At 40.3% G+C, this 17,523-nt stretch carries 19 protein-coding genes; 8 read left to right on the top strand and 11 right to left on the bottom strand.

Annotation, left to right across the window (positions count from 1 at the left end; translation table 11 throughout):
• Positions 1 to 7: 7 nt before the first annotated feature.
• Both NOS7524_RS03040 and NOS7524_RS03035 read right to left on the bottom strand, forming a co-directional pair.
• On the bottom strand, positions 8 to 616 hold the full coding sequence (locus NOS7524_RS03040) for a DUF4276 family protein (RefSeq protein ID WP_015136999.1): 609 nt from the start codon (positions 614 to 616) through the stop codon (positions 8 to 10).
• Positions 613 to 1,761, bottom strand: a complete 1,149-nt coding sequence (locus NOS7524_RS03035; protein WP_015136998.1) for an AAA family ATPase — start codon at positions 1,759 to 1,761, stop codon at positions 613 to 615. The genes NOS7524_RS03040 and NOS7524_RS03035 overlap by 4 nt, the downstream gene beginning before the upstream one ends.
• 185 nt (positions 1,762 to 1,946) lie before the next feature.
• Here NOS7524_RS03035 and ggt point away from each other — a divergent pair, with 185 nt between their 5' ends.
• Entirely contained in the window at positions 1,947 to 3,728 is a 1,782-nt protein-coding gene (gene ggt / locus NOS7524_RS03030; RefSeq protein WP_015136997.1) for a gamma-glutamyltransferase, read from the top strand.
• A 6-nt stretch (positions 3,729 to 3,734) separates the two neighbouring features.
• On the opposite strand, the gene NOS7524_RS03025 is transcribed toward ggt, so the two are convergent.
• Complete coding sequence (locus NOS7524_RS03025; protein WP_015136996.1) at positions 3,735 to 3,995, bottom strand: hypothetical protein; 261 nt, start codon at positions 3,993 to 3,995, stop codon at positions 3,735 to 3,737.
• A gap of 442 nt (positions 3,996 to 4,437) precedes the next feature.
• The gene (locus NOS7524_RS03020; RefSeq protein WP_015136995.1) at positions 4,438 to 5,037 is read right to left on the bottom strand and encodes a DUF1802 family protein; all 600 of its coding nucleotides are present in this window, start codon (positions 5,035 to 5,037) and stop codon (positions 4,438 to 4,440) included.
• Between the two features lie 85 nt (positions 5,038 to 5,122).
• On the opposite strand from NOS7524_RS03020, the gene NOS7524_RS03015 reads away from it, so the two are divergent.
• From NOS7524_RS03015 to NOS7524_RS03010, 3 genes are all read left to right on the top strand, one after another.
• On the top strand, positions 5,123 to 6,082 hold the full coding sequence (locus tag NOS7524_RS03015; protein WP_015136994.1) for an aldo/keto reductase: 960 nt from the start codon (positions 5,123 to 5,125) through the stop codon (positions 6,080 to 6,082).
• Between the two features lie 311 nt (positions 6,083 to 6,393).
• Positions 6,394 to 6,549 (top strand): hypothetical protein, encoded by a 156-nt coding sequence (locus NOS7524_RS29810; protein ID WP_015136993.1) that lies wholly within the window; start codon positions 6,394 to 6,396, stop codon positions 6,547 to 6,549.
• 52 nt (positions 6,550 to 6,601) lie between these two features.
• On the top strand, positions 6,602 to 7,321 hold the full coding sequence (locus NOS7524_RS03010) for a hypothetical protein (protein ID WP_015136992.1): 720 nt from the start codon (positions 6,602 to 6,604) through the stop codon (positions 7,319 to 7,321).
• A gap of 118 nt (positions 7,322 to 7,439) precedes the next feature.
• Here NOS7524_RS03010 and NOS7524_RS03005 read toward each other — a convergent pair whose 3' ends face one another.
• Positions 7,440 to 8,375: an alpha/beta fold hydrolase gene (locus tag NOS7524_RS03005; RefSeq protein ID WP_015136991.1), complete on the bottom strand. Its 936-nt coding sequence runs from the start codon at positions 8,373 to 8,375 to the stop codon at positions 7,440 to 7,442.
• 160 nt (positions 8,376 to 8,535) lie between these two features.
• Here NOS7524_RS03005 and NOS7524_RS03000 point away from each other — a divergent pair, with 160 nt between their 5' ends.
• Positions 8,536 to 9,021, top strand: coding sequence for a low molecular weight protein-tyrosine-phosphatase (locus NOS7524_RS03000; protein WP_015136990.1), 486 nt, complete (start codon positions 8,536 to 8,538; stop codon positions 9,019 to 9,021).
• Between the two features lie 66 nt (positions 9,022 to 9,087).
• Here the strand turns inward: NOS7524_RS03000 and NOS7524_RS02995 are convergent, their stop codons facing one another.
• Positions 9,088 to 9,771 carry a response regulator transcription factor gene (locus NOS7524_RS02995; RefSeq protein WP_015136989.1) on the bottom strand — a complete coding sequence of 228 codons (684 nt, stop codon included), beginning with the start codon at positions 9,769 to 9,771 and terminating at the stop codon, positions 9,088 to 9,090.
• 472 nt (positions 9,772 to 10,243) lie between these two features.
• On the opposite strand from NOS7524_RS02995, the gene smpB reads away from it, so the two are divergent.
• A complete protein-coding gene (smpB, locus tag NOS7524_RS02990; RefSeq protein WP_015136988.1) occupies positions 10,244 to 10,711 on the top strand; it encodes an SsrA-binding protein SmpB in 468 nt (155 codons plus the stop codon).
• A 29-nt stretch (positions 10,712 to 10,740) separates the two neighbouring features.
• Here the strand turns inward: smpB and NOS7524_RS02985 are convergent, their stop codons facing one another.
• From NOS7524_RS02985 to NOS7524_RS02975, 3 genes are all read right to left on the bottom strand, one after another.
• Positions 10,741 to 11,385, bottom strand: coding sequence for an HAD-IA family hydrolase (locus tag NOS7524_RS02985; RefSeq protein WP_015136987.1), 645 nt, complete (start codon positions 11,383 to 11,385; stop codon positions 10,741 to 10,743).
• Between the two features lie 61 nt (positions 11,386 to 11,446).
• Positions 11,447 to 12,655 (bottom strand): NAD(P)/FAD-dependent oxidoreductase, encoded by a 1,209-nt coding sequence (locus tag NOS7524_RS02980; RefSeq protein WP_015136986.1) that lies wholly within the window; start codon positions 12,653 to 12,655, stop codon positions 11,447 to 11,449.
• A 40-nt stretch (positions 12,656 to 12,695) separates the two neighbouring features.
• Positions 12,696 to 13,268 (bottom strand): GNAT family N-acetyltransferase, encoded by a 573-nt coding sequence (locus tag NOS7524_RS02975; RefSeq protein WP_015136985.1) that lies wholly within the window; start codon positions 13,266 to 13,268, stop codon positions 12,696 to 12,698.
• Between the two features lie 168 nt (positions 13,269 to 13,436).
• On the opposite strand from NOS7524_RS02975, the gene NOS7524_RS02970 reads away from it, so the two are divergent.
• Complete coding sequence (locus NOS7524_RS02970; protein ID WP_015136984.1) at positions 13,437 to 13,862, top strand: hypothetical protein; 426 nt, start codon at positions 13,437 to 13,439, stop codon at positions 13,860 to 13,862.
• A gap of 57 nt (positions 13,863 to 13,919) precedes the next feature.
• Here the strand turns inward: NOS7524_RS02970 and NOS7524_RS02965 are convergent, their stop codons facing one another.
• Both NOS7524_RS02965 and NOS7524_RS02960 read right to left on the bottom strand, forming a co-directional pair.
• Positions 13,920 to 14,165, bottom strand: coding sequence for a ChaB family protein (locus NOS7524_RS02965; RefSeq protein ID WP_015136983.1), 246 nt, complete (start codon positions 14,163 to 14,165; stop codon positions 13,920 to 13,922).
• 331 nt (positions 14,166 to 14,496) lie between these two features.
• Positions 14,497 to 16,125 (bottom strand): phospholipase D-like domain-containing protein, encoded by a 1,629-nt coding sequence (locus NOS7524_RS02960; protein ID WP_015136982.1) that lies wholly within the window; start codon positions 16,123 to 16,125, stop codon positions 14,497 to 14,499.
• Between the two features lie 193 nt (positions 16,126 to 16,318).
• On the opposite strand from NOS7524_RS02960, the gene NOS7524_RS02955 reads away from it, so the two are divergent.
• Positions 16,319 to 17,488, top strand: coding sequence for a cysteine desulfurase family protein (locus tag NOS7524_RS02955; RefSeq protein ID WP_015136981.1), 1,170 nt, complete (start codon positions 16,319 to 16,321; stop codon positions 17,486 to 17,488).
• Positions 17,489 to 17,523: the final 35 nt, after the last annotated feature.

Below are 17,523 nucleotides of genomic sequence, written 5' to 3'. Positions count from 1 at the left end.
ATATCGTTCACGGAATCAAATCCGCTTTACAAAGAGACAAAATAGTATTTAAAAAAGATTTTAACTCTGGACACTGGTTAACTGCATCCATCAGATTATTTTTCCTTAAAATACTTGCCGCATCACGAGTTTTACTATAACTGCGTTTACATTGACCAATTTCAAATATTTCTTTAATGTGATACGAAGGAGGCTTATTATGATTGACTTGCTCAGGTAAACTCCCTGGTGCTGATTTGTTATGCTTGGCTAACTTTTGAATTGTTGCCCAATAAGGTAACAACCACGCTTCAAAATCATACTGAGCTACATGAGGATAAAAATTAGGATTATTACCCACCCATGCTGTCATTTTATCCTTAGCATCTGCGGCGTTTTGGAAATCATTTGTTCCTGTGTAAACGTCAGTTAGTGCAATCACTGCATTAGCAGGATCACTACCACTCAGTAAATTTTCAACAATCCGCCTGAGTTTTTCTGCTTTCGGAATACGTCCATCATAGGGAATAAATTGCAGTTTGGGCATTCTCTGTTGCAAGCGTGATTTGAGAAAATCTAGTAAAATCGGTTTGAAAGCTGTTTCTGTTGCACCCTCAACCAAAATAACTATTTTCATGGACGACCACCAATTAAATTCATTGCCCAAACCTGATCTAAACTATACTCTTGTAACCACTTTTCTATATCAAAAGAATCAGCCCAATTCATGGTAGTCAGTCCGTCTTCAGCATCACAAACTAGAACTTCTTGAGGGTGTAAAAACCTGATTAATCTATCTGAATGAGTGGCGACAATTAACTGAGTTCTTTGAGCCGCCTCTCTCATTAATTCTGCCAATAGTCGTAATAATTCCGGGTGTAAACTAACTTCTGGTTCATCTATCAGAGTTACCGCCGATAAATCTGGGCTTTGTAGCAGCGTTACTAACCACAAAAACCGTAAAGTTCCCTCAGATAACTGGTGCATATAAAGAGGCTTAGAAAAGTTTTTATCTTTCCAAGTCATTGTTAAAGTTCCTGCGGCTACTGGTGGAAATCCTAATCTTTCAAAATCTGGAAAAGCAGCAGCTAGGGTATCTTCTATAATTTCAAATCTCTCGGAATCGGTTTCTCGCAAGTAATAAAGACAAGATATTAAATCCTCGCCATTAGAACCTGGTAAAGTCGCTGGACGCATTGATTGCGGAAGCCTAACTGGACTTTTAGGCGCAACATTCAATGCACCATAAAAAGTACAAGAAGCTAATCTTTTACGAAAATTCTCAGGTTCTTGGTACATTTTAGGAACTTGAGACAGAGAAGTTTCTAAAGGATTGTGTTCCCAATTGGGACGTAATAACCCCCGTTCATCTAGACTGAAATATTTTACATCTAAACCGCGAGATTCTATATGCTTAAATGGTTCAGAAGCATGAATATCATTTTTTTGAGTCAGAGTTTCTAAAGCAATTTCATAAGCTAAACCTTTAGGAATTACTTCGAGATAATAATTTAGAGGTGCATATCCTGGTACACTCATCGATAAGGAAATAGCTAAACTGTGGGAGCGATCGCGGGTAATGATCTCACTCAATCCGCCCAAGTCGGAAATTTTAGGTTCTAACTGACTTTTAGCAGAAGCCGCTAATAGTAAAAAAATCTCTAGGAGCGAAGTTTTCCCAACACCATTAGCACCAATCATCACCGTCAATGGCCGCATCTTGATAGGTACGTCATACAAACGACGATAGCCCTTAATATGTATATTTTCAAATAAATTCATAATAATTATTTATTGTTTTACTGTATAATTATTACGCATTTTCAAGTAATTTAAACAAATTATACAATTAAACTTCCAAATGTTTAGAAATAACCCGCCAATAACTCTCACTAAACCTTCATATACCTTTGCGTAACCGTTTGCGTCCCTCTGCGTTAAAAAACACCAAAAAACCAAGCATAAAAATGCCTATTCTCACTCAAACCAAACAGATTGCATTTACCATCTTTTCCCTCGGAATTCTCTCTTACAGCCAAATAGCATCAGCCACCATCACCCTACCTTTACGCAGCAAAAAAGCAATGGTAGTATCTGCCCATCCCTTGGCGAGTGAGGCGGGACTGACAATTTTACGCCAAGGTGGTAACGCAGTTGATGCAGCCGTCGCCACAACCTTTGCTATTTCTGTGGTTGAACCATTTTCCGCCGGAATTGGTGGCGGTGGTTTCTTGTTATTGCGTAACGAGAAAACAGGCGAAATCAAAGCTTTAGACTTTCGGGAACGCGCACCCCTGAAAGCCACAAAAAATATGTATTTAGATGCAGAAGGAAAGGTGCGTCCCTATGCAAGTGTGAATGGTTATTTAGCAGTGGCGACACCGGGAACAGTCGCCGGAATGTATGAAGTTCACCGCCGTTATGGTAAGCTGCCGTGGCAAGAAGTAGTCAAACCTGCGATCGCACTAGCTCAAGATGGTTTTATTATCAGTCATCAACCCACTTGGCGTTCACTTGCAGTTTATAATAATCGTCTGCAAGTAGTCTTGAAAAACCCAACCGCACGGGATATATTCACCCGCAACGGGGAATTTTATCAACCAGGGGAAAGATTAGTACAGCGAGATTTAGCACTTACCTTAAAAGCGATCGCCCAAAATCCCCAAAGTTTTTACAATGGTAATATTGCCCGTGCCATTGCCAATGATATGGCGAAAAACGGCGGTTTAATCACTCTAGCAGACCTCAAAGCCTATAAACCAATATGGCGGACTCCTGTGTGTGGAAGTTTCCGCCAAGCTCAAGTTTGTTCTATGCCACCACCGTCGTCCGGTGGTGTATTGTTATTGCAGATGTTAAACATCATTGGTGATGCAGATTTAAAATCCTGGGGTTGGCATCATCCCCAAGCTTTACATCTGATGACGGAAGCGATGAAAATTACTTATAGCGATCGCTCGCAATATTTAGGTGATCCCGATTTTGTCAAAATTCCTCTGCAAGCATTACTTAGTCTCAGCTATGCCCAAAAACGCCGTGCTGAGATTGATCTAAACAAAGCTACACCTGCAACACAAATTAAGCCAATTGCACCGGAAATCCTCCAAGGCTTTCCCCAAGTTAAGATTCCCCTCACTCGAAAACTGCAACTAGCAAATCGTTACGAATCTCCCGAAACTAGCCATTTAAACGTTATCGATGCAGAACGCAACGCCGTTAGTCTGACATTTACCGTTAACTACGGCTATGGTTCTGGAGTAGTGGCATCGGGAACCGGTATTTTACTCAATAATGAAATGGATGATTTTGCAGCTGCACCAGGAGTACCCAACGTTTTTGGACTTGTAGGTAACGAAGCCAATGCGATCGCACCTCGCAAAACTCCCCTTTCTAGCATGACACCAACAATCATTACTGAAAATGGTCGCCTCCGCATGGTAGTAGGTGCGCCTGGCGGTAGCACTATCATCACTCAGGTATTGCAAGTGATGCTCAATGTGCTGGAATATAATATGGATATTGGTGCAGCCGTATCTGTGCCACGCATACATCACCAGTGGCTTCCCGATGAGTTGCGAATAGAACCTTGGGGTTTAGATGCTTTGACTCTGCAAGATTTACGCCGTCGCGGACACAATATCAAAGAAAGTCAGCCTTGGGGAAATATTAACGCGATCGCTGTTACTACTGATGGTACATTAGAGAGTGCAGCCGATCCTCGCGGCGAAGGCTCTCCTAGAGGTTTTTAATTGTTACTAACTATTAACCGTTGACTCTGCATAAACACTGCTGCCAAATTCGTTAGCTCGTGCGCTCGGTACTAATGTCCAGCCTGCTTTGAGTAGTTTTTGATAAGTTGCCCAGCCTTTGGAACCACCAGGAATTTGATAGTCTGGTACTGAAAATTGTGGAAAAGCCGTGTAAGGTCGCCAAGGTTGGCCAGGTGACACTTGCAGATATAAGATTTTGTCCCCATCACCGCTAGTCTTGGATATCCAGCACATTTGTCGTTGCATGGCACACTCCTTTGCATTTAGCTTATATTGCATATTCGCAGATTTTTGTCAATACTTCGTCAGCCTTGTGGGATACTTTTGAATCCTCCTAGAGTATGTGAACTTATCTACAATCTAAAATCGTACAATTACTTAAATAAATGTCATTCATTTAGATTGCTTATAATAAGCTCCACGGTTCAAAATTAGTGATAAAGGTTTTTTCTGAGGCAACTATCAGAATAAGATTTTTTTAATGTTATCTGCGGTTATCGCTACTGTATGTATCAAGAGTTACTATTTTGCTTACATTTTAAGTTTTGTTGCAAAAATAGAGTTTTGATGGCTGCAATGACTGAGGGATTGGGAATTGGCTAATCAGATCCAAAAATTAATGATGCGTTACCCGAAATCTTTGTAGAGATGTAGCTACGTCTCTACAAGATTTTTCATCGGATATCGATTAAACAGATGGAACATAGGATTTGTCGCCAATAATCGCCCGAATCTCTTTGACTATTTCTATGTAATAAGAGTCAGACAACACAGGTTCCGAACTTTGTAGCTGAATGGGCTGTGCTATGTCAATCCATGACTTACACCCACCATATTCCGCACGATAGGGAATTTCTTGTACTTGGGGAAGTGTGTAAGTCCGCAGAAGGAGAATAAATAATGGCTGCTGGGCTTTCCACTTCAGGCGATCGCGTATGAAATGCTCATTCCAGATATGAAAAGGTAATAATCTGCTGACAATTGACTCATCACGTACTGGCAAAATATCAGTGATCTCAGCCCAACTTCCAATCCTTAACGTTTCTGGATGCCATCCTGATGTGACTGGCTGAACCAGATGAGCGTATTCAGTCTTGAGTAAGAAAGCTTGCTGATGTTCAAAGGTGGGATAAAGCAAAACCTGCTGATGAGCGACTTGGAAACGGCCTTGTTTTTCATGAATCCCGCCTTTACGCAGCAACATAATAGTTTTGCCAGCTTCCAAAGCATTAATTGCAATCGCCCATTCTTTGAGCGTATGCACTGTTTTATCCAATTCCATCAACATGAGGATCTACTTTAACTCTGATTTAATTTGTAGCTCAGACCGTTAAAGTATAAAACTATCCAGGGATATGAATTAAGGAAAGGTTATGGAGAAGCGAAGACTGGGTACATCTGACGTACACATTACACCCATCCTCATGGGAACTTGGCAAGCAGGTAAGAAATGGTGGGTGGGCATTGAGGATGCTGATTCAATTAAAGCCATCCGCGCCGCCTTTGAAGCAGGGATAACCACAATTGACACGGCTGAAGTTTACGGTGATGGACATTCTGAGCGGATTGTCGCCGAGGCTGTCTCTGATGTGCGTGATCAAGTAGAGTATGCCACGAAAGTGTTTGCTAACCATCTCAAGTATGACCAAGTAATTGAGGCTTGCGATCGCTCTTTAAAAAACCTCAAAACTGACTACATCGACCTTTACCAAATTCACTGGCCGACTGGTTCTTTCAATACCGAGATTGTACCAATTGAGGAAACCATGCAAGCCCTCAACCATCTGAAAGCACAAGGTAAGATTCGCGCCATTGGAGTTTCTAATTTTTCCCGCGCCCAATTAGCCCAAGCCGCCCAGTATGGACGCATTGATAGTTTACAACCTCCATACTCATTGTTTTGGCGGCAAGTAGAAAAAGATGCTATGCCTGATTGCATAGAAAATAATATTTCCATCTTGGCGTACTCACCCTTAGCCCAAGGATTATTAACCGGAAAATTTGGGCTGGGAGATAAATTTGATCCAGAAGACAACCGCGCCAAAAATAAACTATTTCAAGGCGAAAACTATGAACGCGCCCAACAAGCACTAGATAAACTGCGTCCCATCGCAGCACAGCATGATTGTACGTTGGCTCAGTTGGCTCTAGCATGGTTAATTGCCCAACCCCAAACCCATGCGATCGCAGGTGCGCGTTATCCCGAACAAGCCAAAGATAACGCCCTTGCTGCTGATGTGAAACTTTCTACGGACGAAATTGCCGAAATTGATGCGATCGGTCGCATTGTCACCGACCATCTTGATGATAGTTCCGTCATGTGGAATTGGTAACAACCCCTTGAATAAGACCCTAACTATCGACAAAAGATAGTTGGGGATCAAAATTTTCAGATGTTATTGCGAAAATCTACAAAATATCAACTTTAGTAAACTACCGATTGATCATCTCTGAACTCGGTGCTAACTTAAATATCAAGACACCAAACAAGGCAAACAAAAACTAAAGGGCAAATGATTCGGTGTCTCCCATCATCAGCCCACGCAAATTACAGCATATTTTATGTGATGTGGCAAAAACCCTAAAAAGGGCGAAGCCAAATCCCAAAGCGGAAAAACAGAAATTGCTGGATTTGTGAGTTCTAATGTCCACCCTAGTTGTAAACTTTCTCAAAACTTTCTTTATTAAATTTAAAAATTTGAAACCTGTGAACTTTGAAAAACCCGGTCAACCTGTACCGGGTTTTTCAGTTGGATATGGTGTATTGCTACCATTACTAAAAATTGCTAAGTCTGCCTGATTTTCTAGCAGCGAATAAAATAGGACAGCAACATATCCTGCTAGAAACATACATGAAAAAAATCAAGAGCTGTTTGAAGAATATTACATTAGCAATGTTTGCAGCTAGCCTGTCTTTATCGTGTGACTTCAATACAGCTAGAAAAGCCGAGCAATCACAGGCTGTAGCACAGCAACAACCAGAGCCAAAAATTAGCTATGAAGACTTAATTATTAAAGAGCAGTCAGATTATCTGATGATTCCAGTTAACGTTATAGAACAGAATTCAAAGAAAGAAAGTTTTTTAGAAACTTCTGCGTCTTATAAACGAGATTATAGATTATTGTATAACTTAATATTCTATCGTAAACAAGATGGTGACACTCACCTTCTCCTAGATAAAAAAGCCCTCATAAGTTCCTTTGATTTAATCGAAACCAAATCAACAGGTAAACCGCCGACAAGAGTTTGGCTTTATCAAATTATTGACCAAGATACCAACAAAGATAAAAAACTCAATCAACAAGATGCGGTGATTGGTTATATGTCTGATTTGTCAGGCAAGAACCTCCAACAAGTCACTCCCAATAATACCAAAATCATTAATTGGGTTCTTGTTCCTAGTCAAAATGCAATTTTTATAAAAATTCACAAAGACTCGAATAACGATAATAAATTTACAGAATTAGATCAAACAAATTTTGTCAGAGTCAATCTTGATCAACCAAGTATGGGTACAGAGATTATTAGTGAGCAAATCGAGCAAAAAATCAAATCTCACATTCTTAAATAAACAATTCAGCAACACATCTAAAACCTTAAGGGGCGAACAACCTTGCGCCCCTAACCAATTTATCCGAATCGACAAGAAACAGGCTTTTCTTGTGTTTTCTCCTGCCTTCTACTCCTTACTAAGAAATCGATAGTACCCAATCTCGTAAAAGCGGATTCACCTGATTTGGAACTTCATCATGAGGACAATGACCAGCCATCAGGAAATGTTCTGTTAATTCAGGATAATATAGGCGAAACTTTTGTGAACGTTCTCTAGCATTCATCCAAGGATCAGCCTCTCCCCAAAGTAGTAACAAAGGACAAGTTAATTGTTTTAATAAAACATCAACTTTTTCCCCTTGCGGAGAACTAAAAACTGACACAAACACATCTAAAGCTCCAGTATCGTAAGCAGGACGATAAATTTCTTCTACTAATTGGTCTGTGATAGCAGTTTTATCAAGATAAACCTTTTCTAAAGTTCGGCGAATTACCCAACGTTGCCGCACATATTGAAATAATAAAAACTGGGCTAAAGGTTGTTGAAACATCCATTTCACACCATCACCCAGAAGTTTTTGTAAAACTGAGGGTTGTTTAGGTGGCTGAATTTGTGATTGTAAGGCTTCTGGTTCAGATGTAGACTGAGTTTCGCTAAATGGCCCGGCGCTATTAAGTAAGACTACACCAGCCGCACTATCAGGACACTGGGCTGCAACGCACAAGCAAGCATAACCACCAAGCGAGTTACCTGCTAACACGGCTTTTTGACCAATTACTTCACTGATAAAATCACGAAGTTGATCGCGCCATAAGTCGCCGCCATACTGTAATTTAGGTTTGGCAGAACGTCCAAATCCCAACAGGTCGATCGCAAATACTTCAAAATCAGCACACAGACCTGTGATATTCTTGCGCCAGTGATCTGTGGAAGCACCAAAGCCATGCACCAATAGCAACGGTGGACGTTGCGGTTGTTGTTCTCCTGCACGGACGTAGTAAATTTTATGCCCTCGCCACTGCCAATATTGTCCAGGAATGGGAGTTGTAGATGGGGCTTGTATTGCCTGCATATTACAAAGAAATGTGAAGTAGCTTTTAATAATTGTAAAGCAGGGGATTGGGGACTGGGGACTGGGGATTGGGGATTGGAGAGAGATGAGGGGGAAATAATGACCAATAACTAATGACTAATGACTAAAATTTGATGTTGTCAATTATAATCTGAGCATTATGCCTTACAAGCTGTTGTTTGTCTGCCTGGGTAATATATGCCGATCGCCTTCGGCAGAAAACATCATGAATTATTTAATCGACCAAGCTGGCTTAAGCGAGAGTATTATTTGTGACTCTGCTGGCACATCTAGCTATCACATCGGTAGCCCTCCTGATCGGCGCATGAGTGCGGCTGCACAAGCCAAATTAGGAATTAAGTTACTGGGGCGAGCTAGACAGTTACAAACATCAGATTTTCAGGAATTTGATTTAATTTTGGCAATGGATCGAGAAAACTATGACAATATCATCGCACTTGATCCTACTGGGCAGTATCACAAGCAAGTGTATTTGATGTGTGAATTTTGCTCTCGGCACAACCTCAAAGAAGTTCCAGACCCCTACTATGGTGGTCAAGAAGGATTTAATCAAGTCATTGATTTACTGGTTGATGCTTGTGAAGGTCTGCTGCAATACATTACCAGCCAGAACCTCAAAAATTAAATACTCCAGCTATCTGTCATCAAGCCTATAGCTCCCGCTAAAGGCTTCGCCTTAGTGGTGAGAATGTCAATCTACTAAACCATGCTTAATTGCAAACCGCACCAGTTCCGCCCGATTGCTGGTGTCGGTTTTTCTCAATAAACTACTAACATACTTTTCTACGGTTCTGGGACTCAAGTGGAGCTGTTGTCCCATATCAGCATTAGACATACCGTGAGTTAATAGTTCTAGGACTTCCTGCTCTCTGAGAGTCAAAGACGAGATTAACTGTGATTTGTCGAGATGAGTAAATACAGTGTTATTAGTCTCTATCGCTTTGGTTGAGACAGGACTAGCAGCACCTTCTTTTTGCGAAAAGCGGTACTCAGATTGAATAATATGCGATCGCTCTAGCAGATTACGAATGGCTGCGGCTAACTCTTCTAGTTCAAAAGGCTTAGGTAAGTATAAATCACACCCCGATTGATAGCCCAAAATTCTTTCTTGGGTCTTAGTACGGGCTGTTAATAAAATGACAGGCAATAAACGGAACTCTGGTTTTTGACGTACCCGACGTACCAGTTCATAGCCATTCATCCGTGGCATCACAATATCAGTCACAATTAAATCAGGCTGGTATTCTTCTACCATTGCTAAAGCTTCCTGACCGTCATTAGCCGTAATCACGGAGTAGCCAGACAGTTCAAGATAATCACTAATAGATAGACGAGTACCCAGATCGTCATCTGCCACAAGGATCGTCAAGGGCATGGAAAGTACACCCCTAGCATTGTCTATACTCAAAAATTTCCTTTTACAAGCTCCATCTACAAACACAAGTTACAATAGTGTTCTCATGTTTCATACTATGACAGGATCAGCAGTCAGTGACCGCCCTAGGAGTTATTTATAAAGAAAATCTTAAATCCATAAAAAGATTAACAAATCTCAACATCTCTTTAAAGCCCTATCATGTAAAATCACCAATAATTTTGTAATTCTTAACAGACCATCCAATATTCCCGACCATTAACTACCCTAATATAAATTAATATTTAGTTAATCAATAATATTTCAGTGGCAGGTGTACTGGAAAATTTTGATATATAACTGGAAAAAGCTAAATTATTAGAATCACCCTAGTACCTGAGTTAAAGCCTTGCTCATGGTTTAATATGCAATTTTTAATTTATTAGCTAATCCCAACTATTTTTGCAGTCAGTCCAACTAAACCTAATTTTCAATGAGTGATAAGAGCGAAAGTTACAAAGTTATTAGTGATAACCGCCAAGCCCGTTTTTTGTATGAAATCCTAGAAACCTATGAAGCCGGGATTCAGTTGACAGGGACTGAAGTTAAGTCAATTCGCGCCGGTAAAGTCAATCTCAAAGATGGTTATGCTTTGATTCGTGATGGTGAAGCATGGCTAATTAACGTGCATATTTCACCATACAATGCCAGTGGACAGTATTTTAATCATGAACCACGCCGTACCCGTAAGCTGCTGCTACATCGTCAGGAAATTCGGAAACTAATTGGTAAAGTAGAACAGCAAGGGTTAACATTAGTACCTTTAAAAATGTATCTAAAGCGGGGCTGGGTAAAAATCAGCATCGCCCTTGGTAAAGGGAAAAAGCTCCACGATAAGCGAGAAGACCTCAAACGCCGCCAAGATCAACGCGATATTCAACGGGCAATGAAAAATTATTAGTTCAGCCAAGGTATAGGGGAGACAGTTAGTTATTGCCTATTAATCCAAATGCCTCTGAGTCCAGCCGCTTTAGCCCCCTGATAGTCCTCTACTATGCTGTCACCAATATGCCAAGCTGACTCAGGGGAACAATCATGCTGTTCTAAGGCCACAGCAAAAATTTTGGGATCGGGTTTAGCTGCACCTACTTGGGTGGAAATTGTTACAGACTTGAAAAACTCACTCAATCCTAAAGCTTGCAAAACTGAGAAAATCCGGGAATCGAAGTTAGATACTACACCTAATTCAATACCTAAATGTTTCCAGTTGCTCAGAGATTGCACAACATCGGGATAGATAAACCACGGTTCAGCAGTGCCGAAATGAATGTAAAGTTCCCCAAAAAAGCTAGGAAAGTCAGAAAATTGCGGCATCACACCAGCATTTTCAAAGGTATTTACAGCAATGATGCGCCACCAATCAAATTCTCTCTGGGGAATATCTTGTAAGTCAGCATCAGGAAATATTGGTGGGGGTGCTGCTTTAAAGCTTTTGATAAATGCTTGATCTAAAGTTTCGGCGGAAACTTCTACACCAAACTCTAGGGCTAGCTGACTATAAACTTTACCGACGCTGCCTTTGACACCAAAAAGTGTACCCACAGCATCTAAAAAAATCACTTTGGGTCTTTCCATTAAACTTACTAACGATCACGAATGTTAAATGTAGAATTTGGGCTGGTAAACATTGTAGTGACTATTTGCCATCTGCTACAGAAGAAATTGTCTCTATAATAGGACGGACTAACCAATTAAAGCCAACTTTGAGTTGATGATCTAGAGTAGGCATTCTATAGAGATAAGCCAGACGACGGGCAAGATAAGCTAAAGTACCATCTAGTTTAATTCCTAAACTTGTTAAGGTAGCGTTGTCTTTGCCTAATGCCATCATTTCCCCTAGTTGCTGATAGCGGAAAGGTAACAGAGGACGATGAGTCAGAGAAGCCCATATATTCCAAGCTGCATAGTCAGCTTGTTGAAATGCTGCTTGTGCAGTGGCGGGGATTTGTTGACCTTCAGCGTCAAGACAGTCGGCTAAGTCTCCTAAAGCAAAGATTTCTGGATGGTCAAGGACTTGTAGAGTTGGTGTAGTAGTGATTTGACCACGCTGATTTTGTTTTAAAGGAAGGCTTCTGACTACAGGTGCCACCCGTGTTCCTACAGTCCAAATGACCACATCTACAGGAATAGTATCTATTTGATGTTTGTATTCGAGAGAGATGGTATCTTGCCCGATTGATTCAACTTTCGTTTCTAAATCTAGGAATACACCCCGCGCTTCTAAGGCTTTCTTGGCGGCTTCGCGGTTAAACTCTGGGGAAGTCCGCAAGATTTGGTCACTAATTTCAATCAGGCGGAAGCGTCCTCTGTCTCCTAGTCGGTCGGCTAATTTACAGGCTAACTCAACACCACTGTAACCAGCGCCTACAATTGCTACTCGGATTTTCTCTGCATCTGATTCTTCTAACACTCGTAGACGTTCTTCCAAACGGTAGGCATCAGTGATACTGCGGAATGGATAAGCATAGGATGTTGCACCGGAAACTAAGTCTAGGGGGGTTTCTCCACCTAGGGCTAATACTAGGCGATCGCAGGGAAGTTCTGGGCCATCTTGCAGGTGTACCCGTTGTTGATCGATGTCAATACCAGATACAATTGCTTGATAAAAACGGACACCAGTACCTTGTAACAATTCTGCAAAAGGAGGAGCAATTTCCCAAGTCTGTAATTCTCCGGTGAGTAATTCGTAGAGTAGGGGGGAAAATAGGAAGCGATCGCTTTGATCTACTAGGACAATTTCCGGTTTCTGCCCAGATTCCCAAGGTAATTGACTTAAACGCAAAGCTGTGTAGAGTCCACCAAACCCTCCACCAAGGATCACGATTCTCATAGTTGTTTCAGTCATGGTTTTATAGGACGTTTCATCCCAGTAAGGCAACTAACTCTCAGTGTAATGATTTATTTCTCTCTATGGCCATTAACCAGCAATCTATCTGTTTCCCTTCATGGAATTCATGGGCAGGTAACAACTTGACTTTCACAAAACCACATTTTTCATAACAACGTATAGCACGGGTGTTATCAACGTGGGGGTCGATGACAATTTTTTCGGCGGATAATGGTGTGAACAAATAGTCTACAACCAGTGTGAGTATTTTTGTCCCCAGTCCCTGATTCCAATAGTTGGTTTCGCCAATAAACAAGTCTATGCCATAAACATTATTTGTTATTTCTAGACAGTACATTTGCCTATCGATTTTTGGTAAATCATCAAGAGCATAATATTGTAAATAACCAATAGGAATATCGTCATAATAGATAAGACAAGGATTTCCAGGCTCATCTTTTATTACCATAGGTTGGTATGTTTCTATAATTCTGTCTAATGAAAACGGATTATCTCTGCCTTCATAAAATGCCAATACTTTTTCATCAGACAACCATTTTGCCATTAGCTGATAATCATTCAGATCATCTTTCATGAGACGAATTTTAATTTTATCGGTTTGCAACAGCATATGCAAAAATTAACACCTAATTTAAGATTTTTAATTAATGATTGACGTTGATTGTAGAAATTGTTACTTTGGATGTAACTTAAACCGAAAAACTAATTTTGTGGAGGTATAGTTAACTATTTCCATAAATTTCTATGAATTTTACGGATAATTAACTATAAGTTATTCATGAATAAAATGACTACTACCATTGCATTGTTAATTTTTTCTTTCTCAATTGTGAGTTGTAATTATCACCAAAATAATGTGAGTTCAGGCAATCAAACTGAATCTCCTCAGCCAGACGCAACACAGATTCCTGAGCCAAATAATGCTAATGAAAGAGATATAAATGATCAACCAAAAATTGGCACAATTACAGGTATAGTTATTGGTGATATTGATTGCAATATTACTTTAAAGGATGAAAATGGCAAAGAGCAATATTTAAATGCTATTTTTGATGTTTGTACTGAGCCAGATAAATTTTTGAATCAGAAAGTGAACTTATCCTACGGAGTAGAAACTGTTAGTGATTGCGAAAGTGCCGAACCTTGCGGTAAAAGCAAACAAGCCGTCTTGATTAACAAAATTGAAGTTATTGATGGGGAATAAATAAGGCGGTTTGTAGAATTTACAAACCGCCTTGAATTTCAGATCTACTTGACTAAACTAATTACCACCAGACATGATGGCTTTATTGTGTATTGCTGGATCATCTGGTTTCCTGTGCCATTGGCGATCGCCACCTTGTTCATATTCATTTCTGACGCTGTTCCAAGCCACATCAGAAGCACCTGTTTCACTCATACCATCCCTTTGAGCAGAGTTGAATGCCGCCATAAACATTTGTTGGGCGTGTTCTGGTAATTGTTCTCTGATATCTTGGGGTAGATCATCTACTTTGTTATAAGGCATAAACTGATTCTCATGATTTCATATGTGAGATCATGCTAAAAAATTCAAGTTTAAATTTCCTCTTTCTGTAAGTAGAGTTGCAAAATAACCATACTTTGGGAGGAGTTAAATAATTTTTATCTCATTCTTTTGATGATTTTGTCATTAATAAAAATCTTACATCTCAATAAGTCAATCTGAAGTAGAGTGTGTCACTGCTTTAGCCTGACGCACCATTTGATATGGCGGTGTGTTAGGCGATTATTGCATATTTTTTCATTAATCATATTAAATTATTGTGCCTAGCACACCCTACAGTTTTTCCTTATTTGGTAAAGTAAATCTAAAATTTTTACAACTCAATACGACCTTGCCAATTAGCTATCATCTTATTACTTACTCCTGGGACTTGTTCTAAATCTTGTAATGAAGAAAATTTTTGTTGCTGACGAACGATAATCATTTTCTCGGCTAACTTTTTACCAACCCCTGGTAAGGTTGTTAATTCTTCTAAACTAGCGGTGTTGACATTGACTACTTGTATGACTTTATCTACGTTAGAACTAGGAGTAATAATTTGAGGACATTGTTTTTTTTCTAGTTGAATTTTTGCTTGGATATTTTCTGGTACACCAACTTTAGCCTGAGTGTAAAGACGTGCAAATTCACGGCTATAATGTTTGGCAATAGTAGTATTTTCAATAATAATTAGTGTTTCATCATTAGCATGATTAGCTGCATCTGACCAGTTATGAGAGCCTGTAATCACAGTTTGCTCATCCACAACAGCAAATTTATGGTGTAATAAATCGCCTTTGGGTAATGTTGCCACACCAACTGTAGTAATAGGATTTTTCCAAGGATTATTATCTAATTCATATTTACACTTTTCACTCAAAGCCACACCCATCATATCTAAGGCTTCACTGTAGGGACGATAAGCAAATTGTGTGTCAATCAAAGCCCGAATTGATATGTCTGTTTGATGACGTTTTTCTAGAATATCGGCAAGGCGTTGTTCTGAAAATACAAATAAGGCCATATCAACTGATTTAGTAGATGAATTTAAGACTTCACCAATTAAGCCATTACTGGTATTATTCCAAGGTTGAATCGGAGAAATAGGTGAGAAATGGATAGTAATTTTGTTGTCACCTAATGTCATGGTTTGGGGAGAACGCATAGGTTTTTTCAAGCCAAATCTACTATCTGGTTTACCGCCTGGGCCATCTCCCCACATGAGATTAAATTCGTCGATGAATAATTTGGCTAGTTCTGGACTATCAATTTTTAAGAAATTATTGGCATTTCCTAAACTTTTGGGATTAGTAAAATCGCCGTGTACATCACTCAATGTAAAGTTAGCGGAAGTAATAATAACAATTCGACTATCAACAATGACAAATTTGTGGTGCATCAAGTTACTACCTGCTGAACCATCCGCTTGATCATCTATCCAGGGAATGTTGGCATTTTGTAAAATTATCAAAGCATCCCTTTGATTAATTTCCTCTGGGCTGAGTTGATTATCTTGGTTCTGATCAATAAACTTAAAAAATTCTTGATACCGTTCTTTTTCTCTGGGAGTTAATTTCTGGACTTCATCAGAAGTAAAGCTACTCCAAGGACGGGTATAGTTATTTTCTAAAATCACCCTAACTTTGATACCCTGTTTTTGTTTATCTTGTAAGGCTTGGGCAATTTTAGGTAGACGCAACTCTTGGACTGCCACATCTACTGTAGATTTAGCTTGGGCGATCGCATCAATAATTTGCTGTTCTAAGTTATCACCCAGTCGAGTTTGCTGACGATACGGTTCTTGATATTCGGCAGACTCGGAATGATTAAAATAAACCTGGACAAATGGATCTTGTGGTAAAGCTTCTGGGCGCTGAGTTTGGGACTGGACTTGTTGACAAGCGGCGATTGTCAATACTAGAGAACATACCCAAAAGTTCTTGAGTGTGTGAAAAATCTGCACGGTAATCTGCTAAAAGTGGATTGGGAGTCAATATATTTATAATTCCCAAAATCATCTATACCAAACTAATGAGATGAATAGCTTGATTAACAGCATTAATTTAGTTTTTTCCCTGATTCATCCATTGGCCTAATCTATGCTGAGAATATAGATAGCCCGTTGTTAGTGTGTGTTTACCTAATTATTTATTGATATGCAAATATATCTAGATTACAGCGCGACTACTCCCACTCGCCCAGAGGCGATCGCAGCTATGCAAGCAGCACTCACCCAACAATGGGGGAATCCTTCTAGCTTGCATGAGTGGGGACAACGGGCAGCAACTATTGTAGAACAAGCGAGACTGCAAGTAGCTGGTTTGATTAACGCGGCTACTCCAGAATCAATTATTTTTACTTCTGGTGGTACAGAGTCCAATAACCTAGTCATGATGGGTATTGCGCGATTGTACGCCGTACCGCAACACATCATTATTTCTACGGTGGAACACTCCGCCATTGCTGAACCAGCCAAGCTACTAGAAAAGTGGGGATGGGAAGTTACCCGTTTAGCGGTAGATAGTAAAGGTAGAGTCAATCCTCAAACTTTAAAGGCTGCACTGCGACATAACACTGTTTTAGTGTCGATAATTTACGGACAAAGTGAAATTGGCACAGTCCAACCAATCACAGAATTAGGAAAGATAGCCCAACAACATGGAGCTTTATTTCATACCGATGCAGTGCAAGCAGTGGGACGCTTACCCATTGATGTACAGCAGCTACCTGTAGATTTACTGAGTTTATCTAGTCATAAATTATATGGACCTCAAGGTGCAGGGGCTTTGTATATCCGTCCTGATGTCGAGTTAATACCCTTATTAGGTGGCGGTGGACAAGAGAGGGGTTTGCGTTCTGGTACACAAGCATTACCTGCGATCGCTGGTTTTGGTGTAGCTGCCGAACTAGCAGCCCAAGAACTACCACAAGAAACACCACGATTAATCAAGTTACGCGATCGCATATTTTCTTTGTTAGCAGATGTCCCCGGTTTAATTCCCACAGGGGATTTAGAACATCGCTTACCCCACCACGTTAGTTTTTCTCTAGAATACGCCGACGGGAAAAAACTCAGTGGTAAAACCTTAGTCCGCCAACTCAACTTAGCTGGCATTGGTATCAGCGCAGGTTCAGCTTGTCACAGTGGTAAACTCAGTCCCAGCCCCATACTGTTAGCGATGGGCTATCCCGAAACAGCAGCCTTCGGAGGAATCCGCCTCACCCTAGGACGAGATACTACCCAAGCCGATATCGATTGGACAGCGATGGTATTAAAGCAAGTTTTGCAAAGATTGACATCGGATGTTACCTTGGCTGCACGCTGAAATTAGCTGTAAAAAATTGCGTATCTGTGGGAATA

The organism is Nostoc sp. PCC 7524, assembly GCF_000316645.1.
Taxonomy (GTDB): Bacteria; Cyanobacteriota; Cyanobacteriia; order Cyanobacteriales; family Nostocaceae; genus Trichormus.
The sequence above is the reverse complement of the archived record's forward strand: the minus strand, read 5'-3'. Positions and strand labels throughout refer to the sequence as shown.

What these genes read in the sequence shown, in the direction of transcription:
- NOS7524_RS03040 (WP_015136999.1), bottom strand. Translation starts at nt 616, where the DNA reads ATGAAAATAGTTATTTTGGTTGAGGGTGCAACAGAAACAGCTTTCAAA.
- NOS7524_RS03035 (WP_015136998.1), bottom strand. Translation starts at nt 1,761, where the DNA reads ATGAATTTATTTGAAAATATACATATTAAGGGCTATCGTCGTTTGTAT.
- ggt (WP_015136997.1), top strand. Translation starts at nt 1,947, where the DNA reads ATGCCTATTCTCACTCAAACCAAACAGATTGCATTTACCATCTTTTCC.
- NOS7524_RS03025 (WP_015136996.1), bottom strand. Translation starts at nt 3,995, where the DNA reads ATGCAACGACAAATGTGCTGGATATCCAAGACTAGCGGTGATGGGGAC.
- NOS7524_RS03020 (WP_015136995.1), bottom strand. Translation starts at nt 5,037, where the DNA reads ATGTTGATGGAATTGGATAAAACAGTGCATACGCTCAAAGAATGGGCG.
- NOS7524_RS03015 (WP_015136994.1), top strand. Translation starts at nt 5,123, where the DNA reads ATGGAGAAGCGAAGACTGGGTACATCTGACGTACACATTACACCCATC.
- NOS7524_RS29810 (WP_015136993.1), top strand. Translation starts at nt 6,394, where the DNA reads ATGTCCACCCTAGTTGTAAACTTTCTCAAAACTTTCTTTATTAAATTT.
- NOS7524_RS03010 (WP_015136992.1), top strand. Translation starts at nt 6,602, where the DNA reads ATGAAAAAAATCAAGAGCTGTTTGAAGAATATTACATTAGCAATGTTT.
- NOS7524_RS03005 (WP_015136991.1), bottom strand. Translation starts at nt 8,375, where the DNA reads ATGCAGGCAATACAAGCCCCATCTACAACTCCCATTCCTGGACAATAT.
- NOS7524_RS03000 (WP_015136990.1), top strand. Translation starts at nt 8,536, where the DNA reads ATGCCTTACAAGCTGTTGTTTGTCTGCCTGGGTAATATATGCCGATCG.
- NOS7524_RS02995 (WP_015136989.1), bottom strand. Translation starts at nt 9,771, where the DNA reads ATGCCCTTGACGATCCTTGTGGCAGATGACGATCTGGGTACTCGTCTA.
- smpB (WP_015136988.1), top strand. Translation starts at nt 10,244, where the DNA reads ATGAGTGATAAGAGCGAAAGTTACAAAGTTATTAGTGATAACCGCCAA.
- NOS7524_RS02985 (WP_015136987.1), bottom strand. Translation starts at nt 11,385, where the DNA reads ATGGAAAGACCCAAAGTGATTTTTTTAGATGCTGTGGGTACACTTTTT.
- NOS7524_RS02980 (WP_015136986.1), bottom strand. Translation starts at nt 12,655, where the DNA reads ATGACTGAAACAACTATGAGAATCGTGATCCTTGGTGGAGGGTTTGGT.
- NOS7524_RS02975 (WP_015136985.1), bottom strand. Translation starts at nt 13,268, where the DNA reads ATGCTGTTGCAAACCGATAAAATTAAAATTCGTCTCATGAAAGATGAT.
- NOS7524_RS02970 (WP_015136984.1), top strand. Translation starts at nt 13,437, where the DNA reads ATGAATAAAATGACTACTACCATTGCATTGTTAATTTTTTCTTTCTCA.
- NOS7524_RS02965 (WP_015136983.1), bottom strand. Translation starts at nt 14,165, where the DNA reads ATGCCTTATAACAAAGTAGATGATCTACCCCAAGATATCAGAGAACAA.
- NOS7524_RS02955 (WP_015136981.1), top strand. Translation starts at nt 16,319, where the DNA reads ATGCAAATATATCTAGATTACAGCGCGACTACTCCCACTCGCCCAGAG.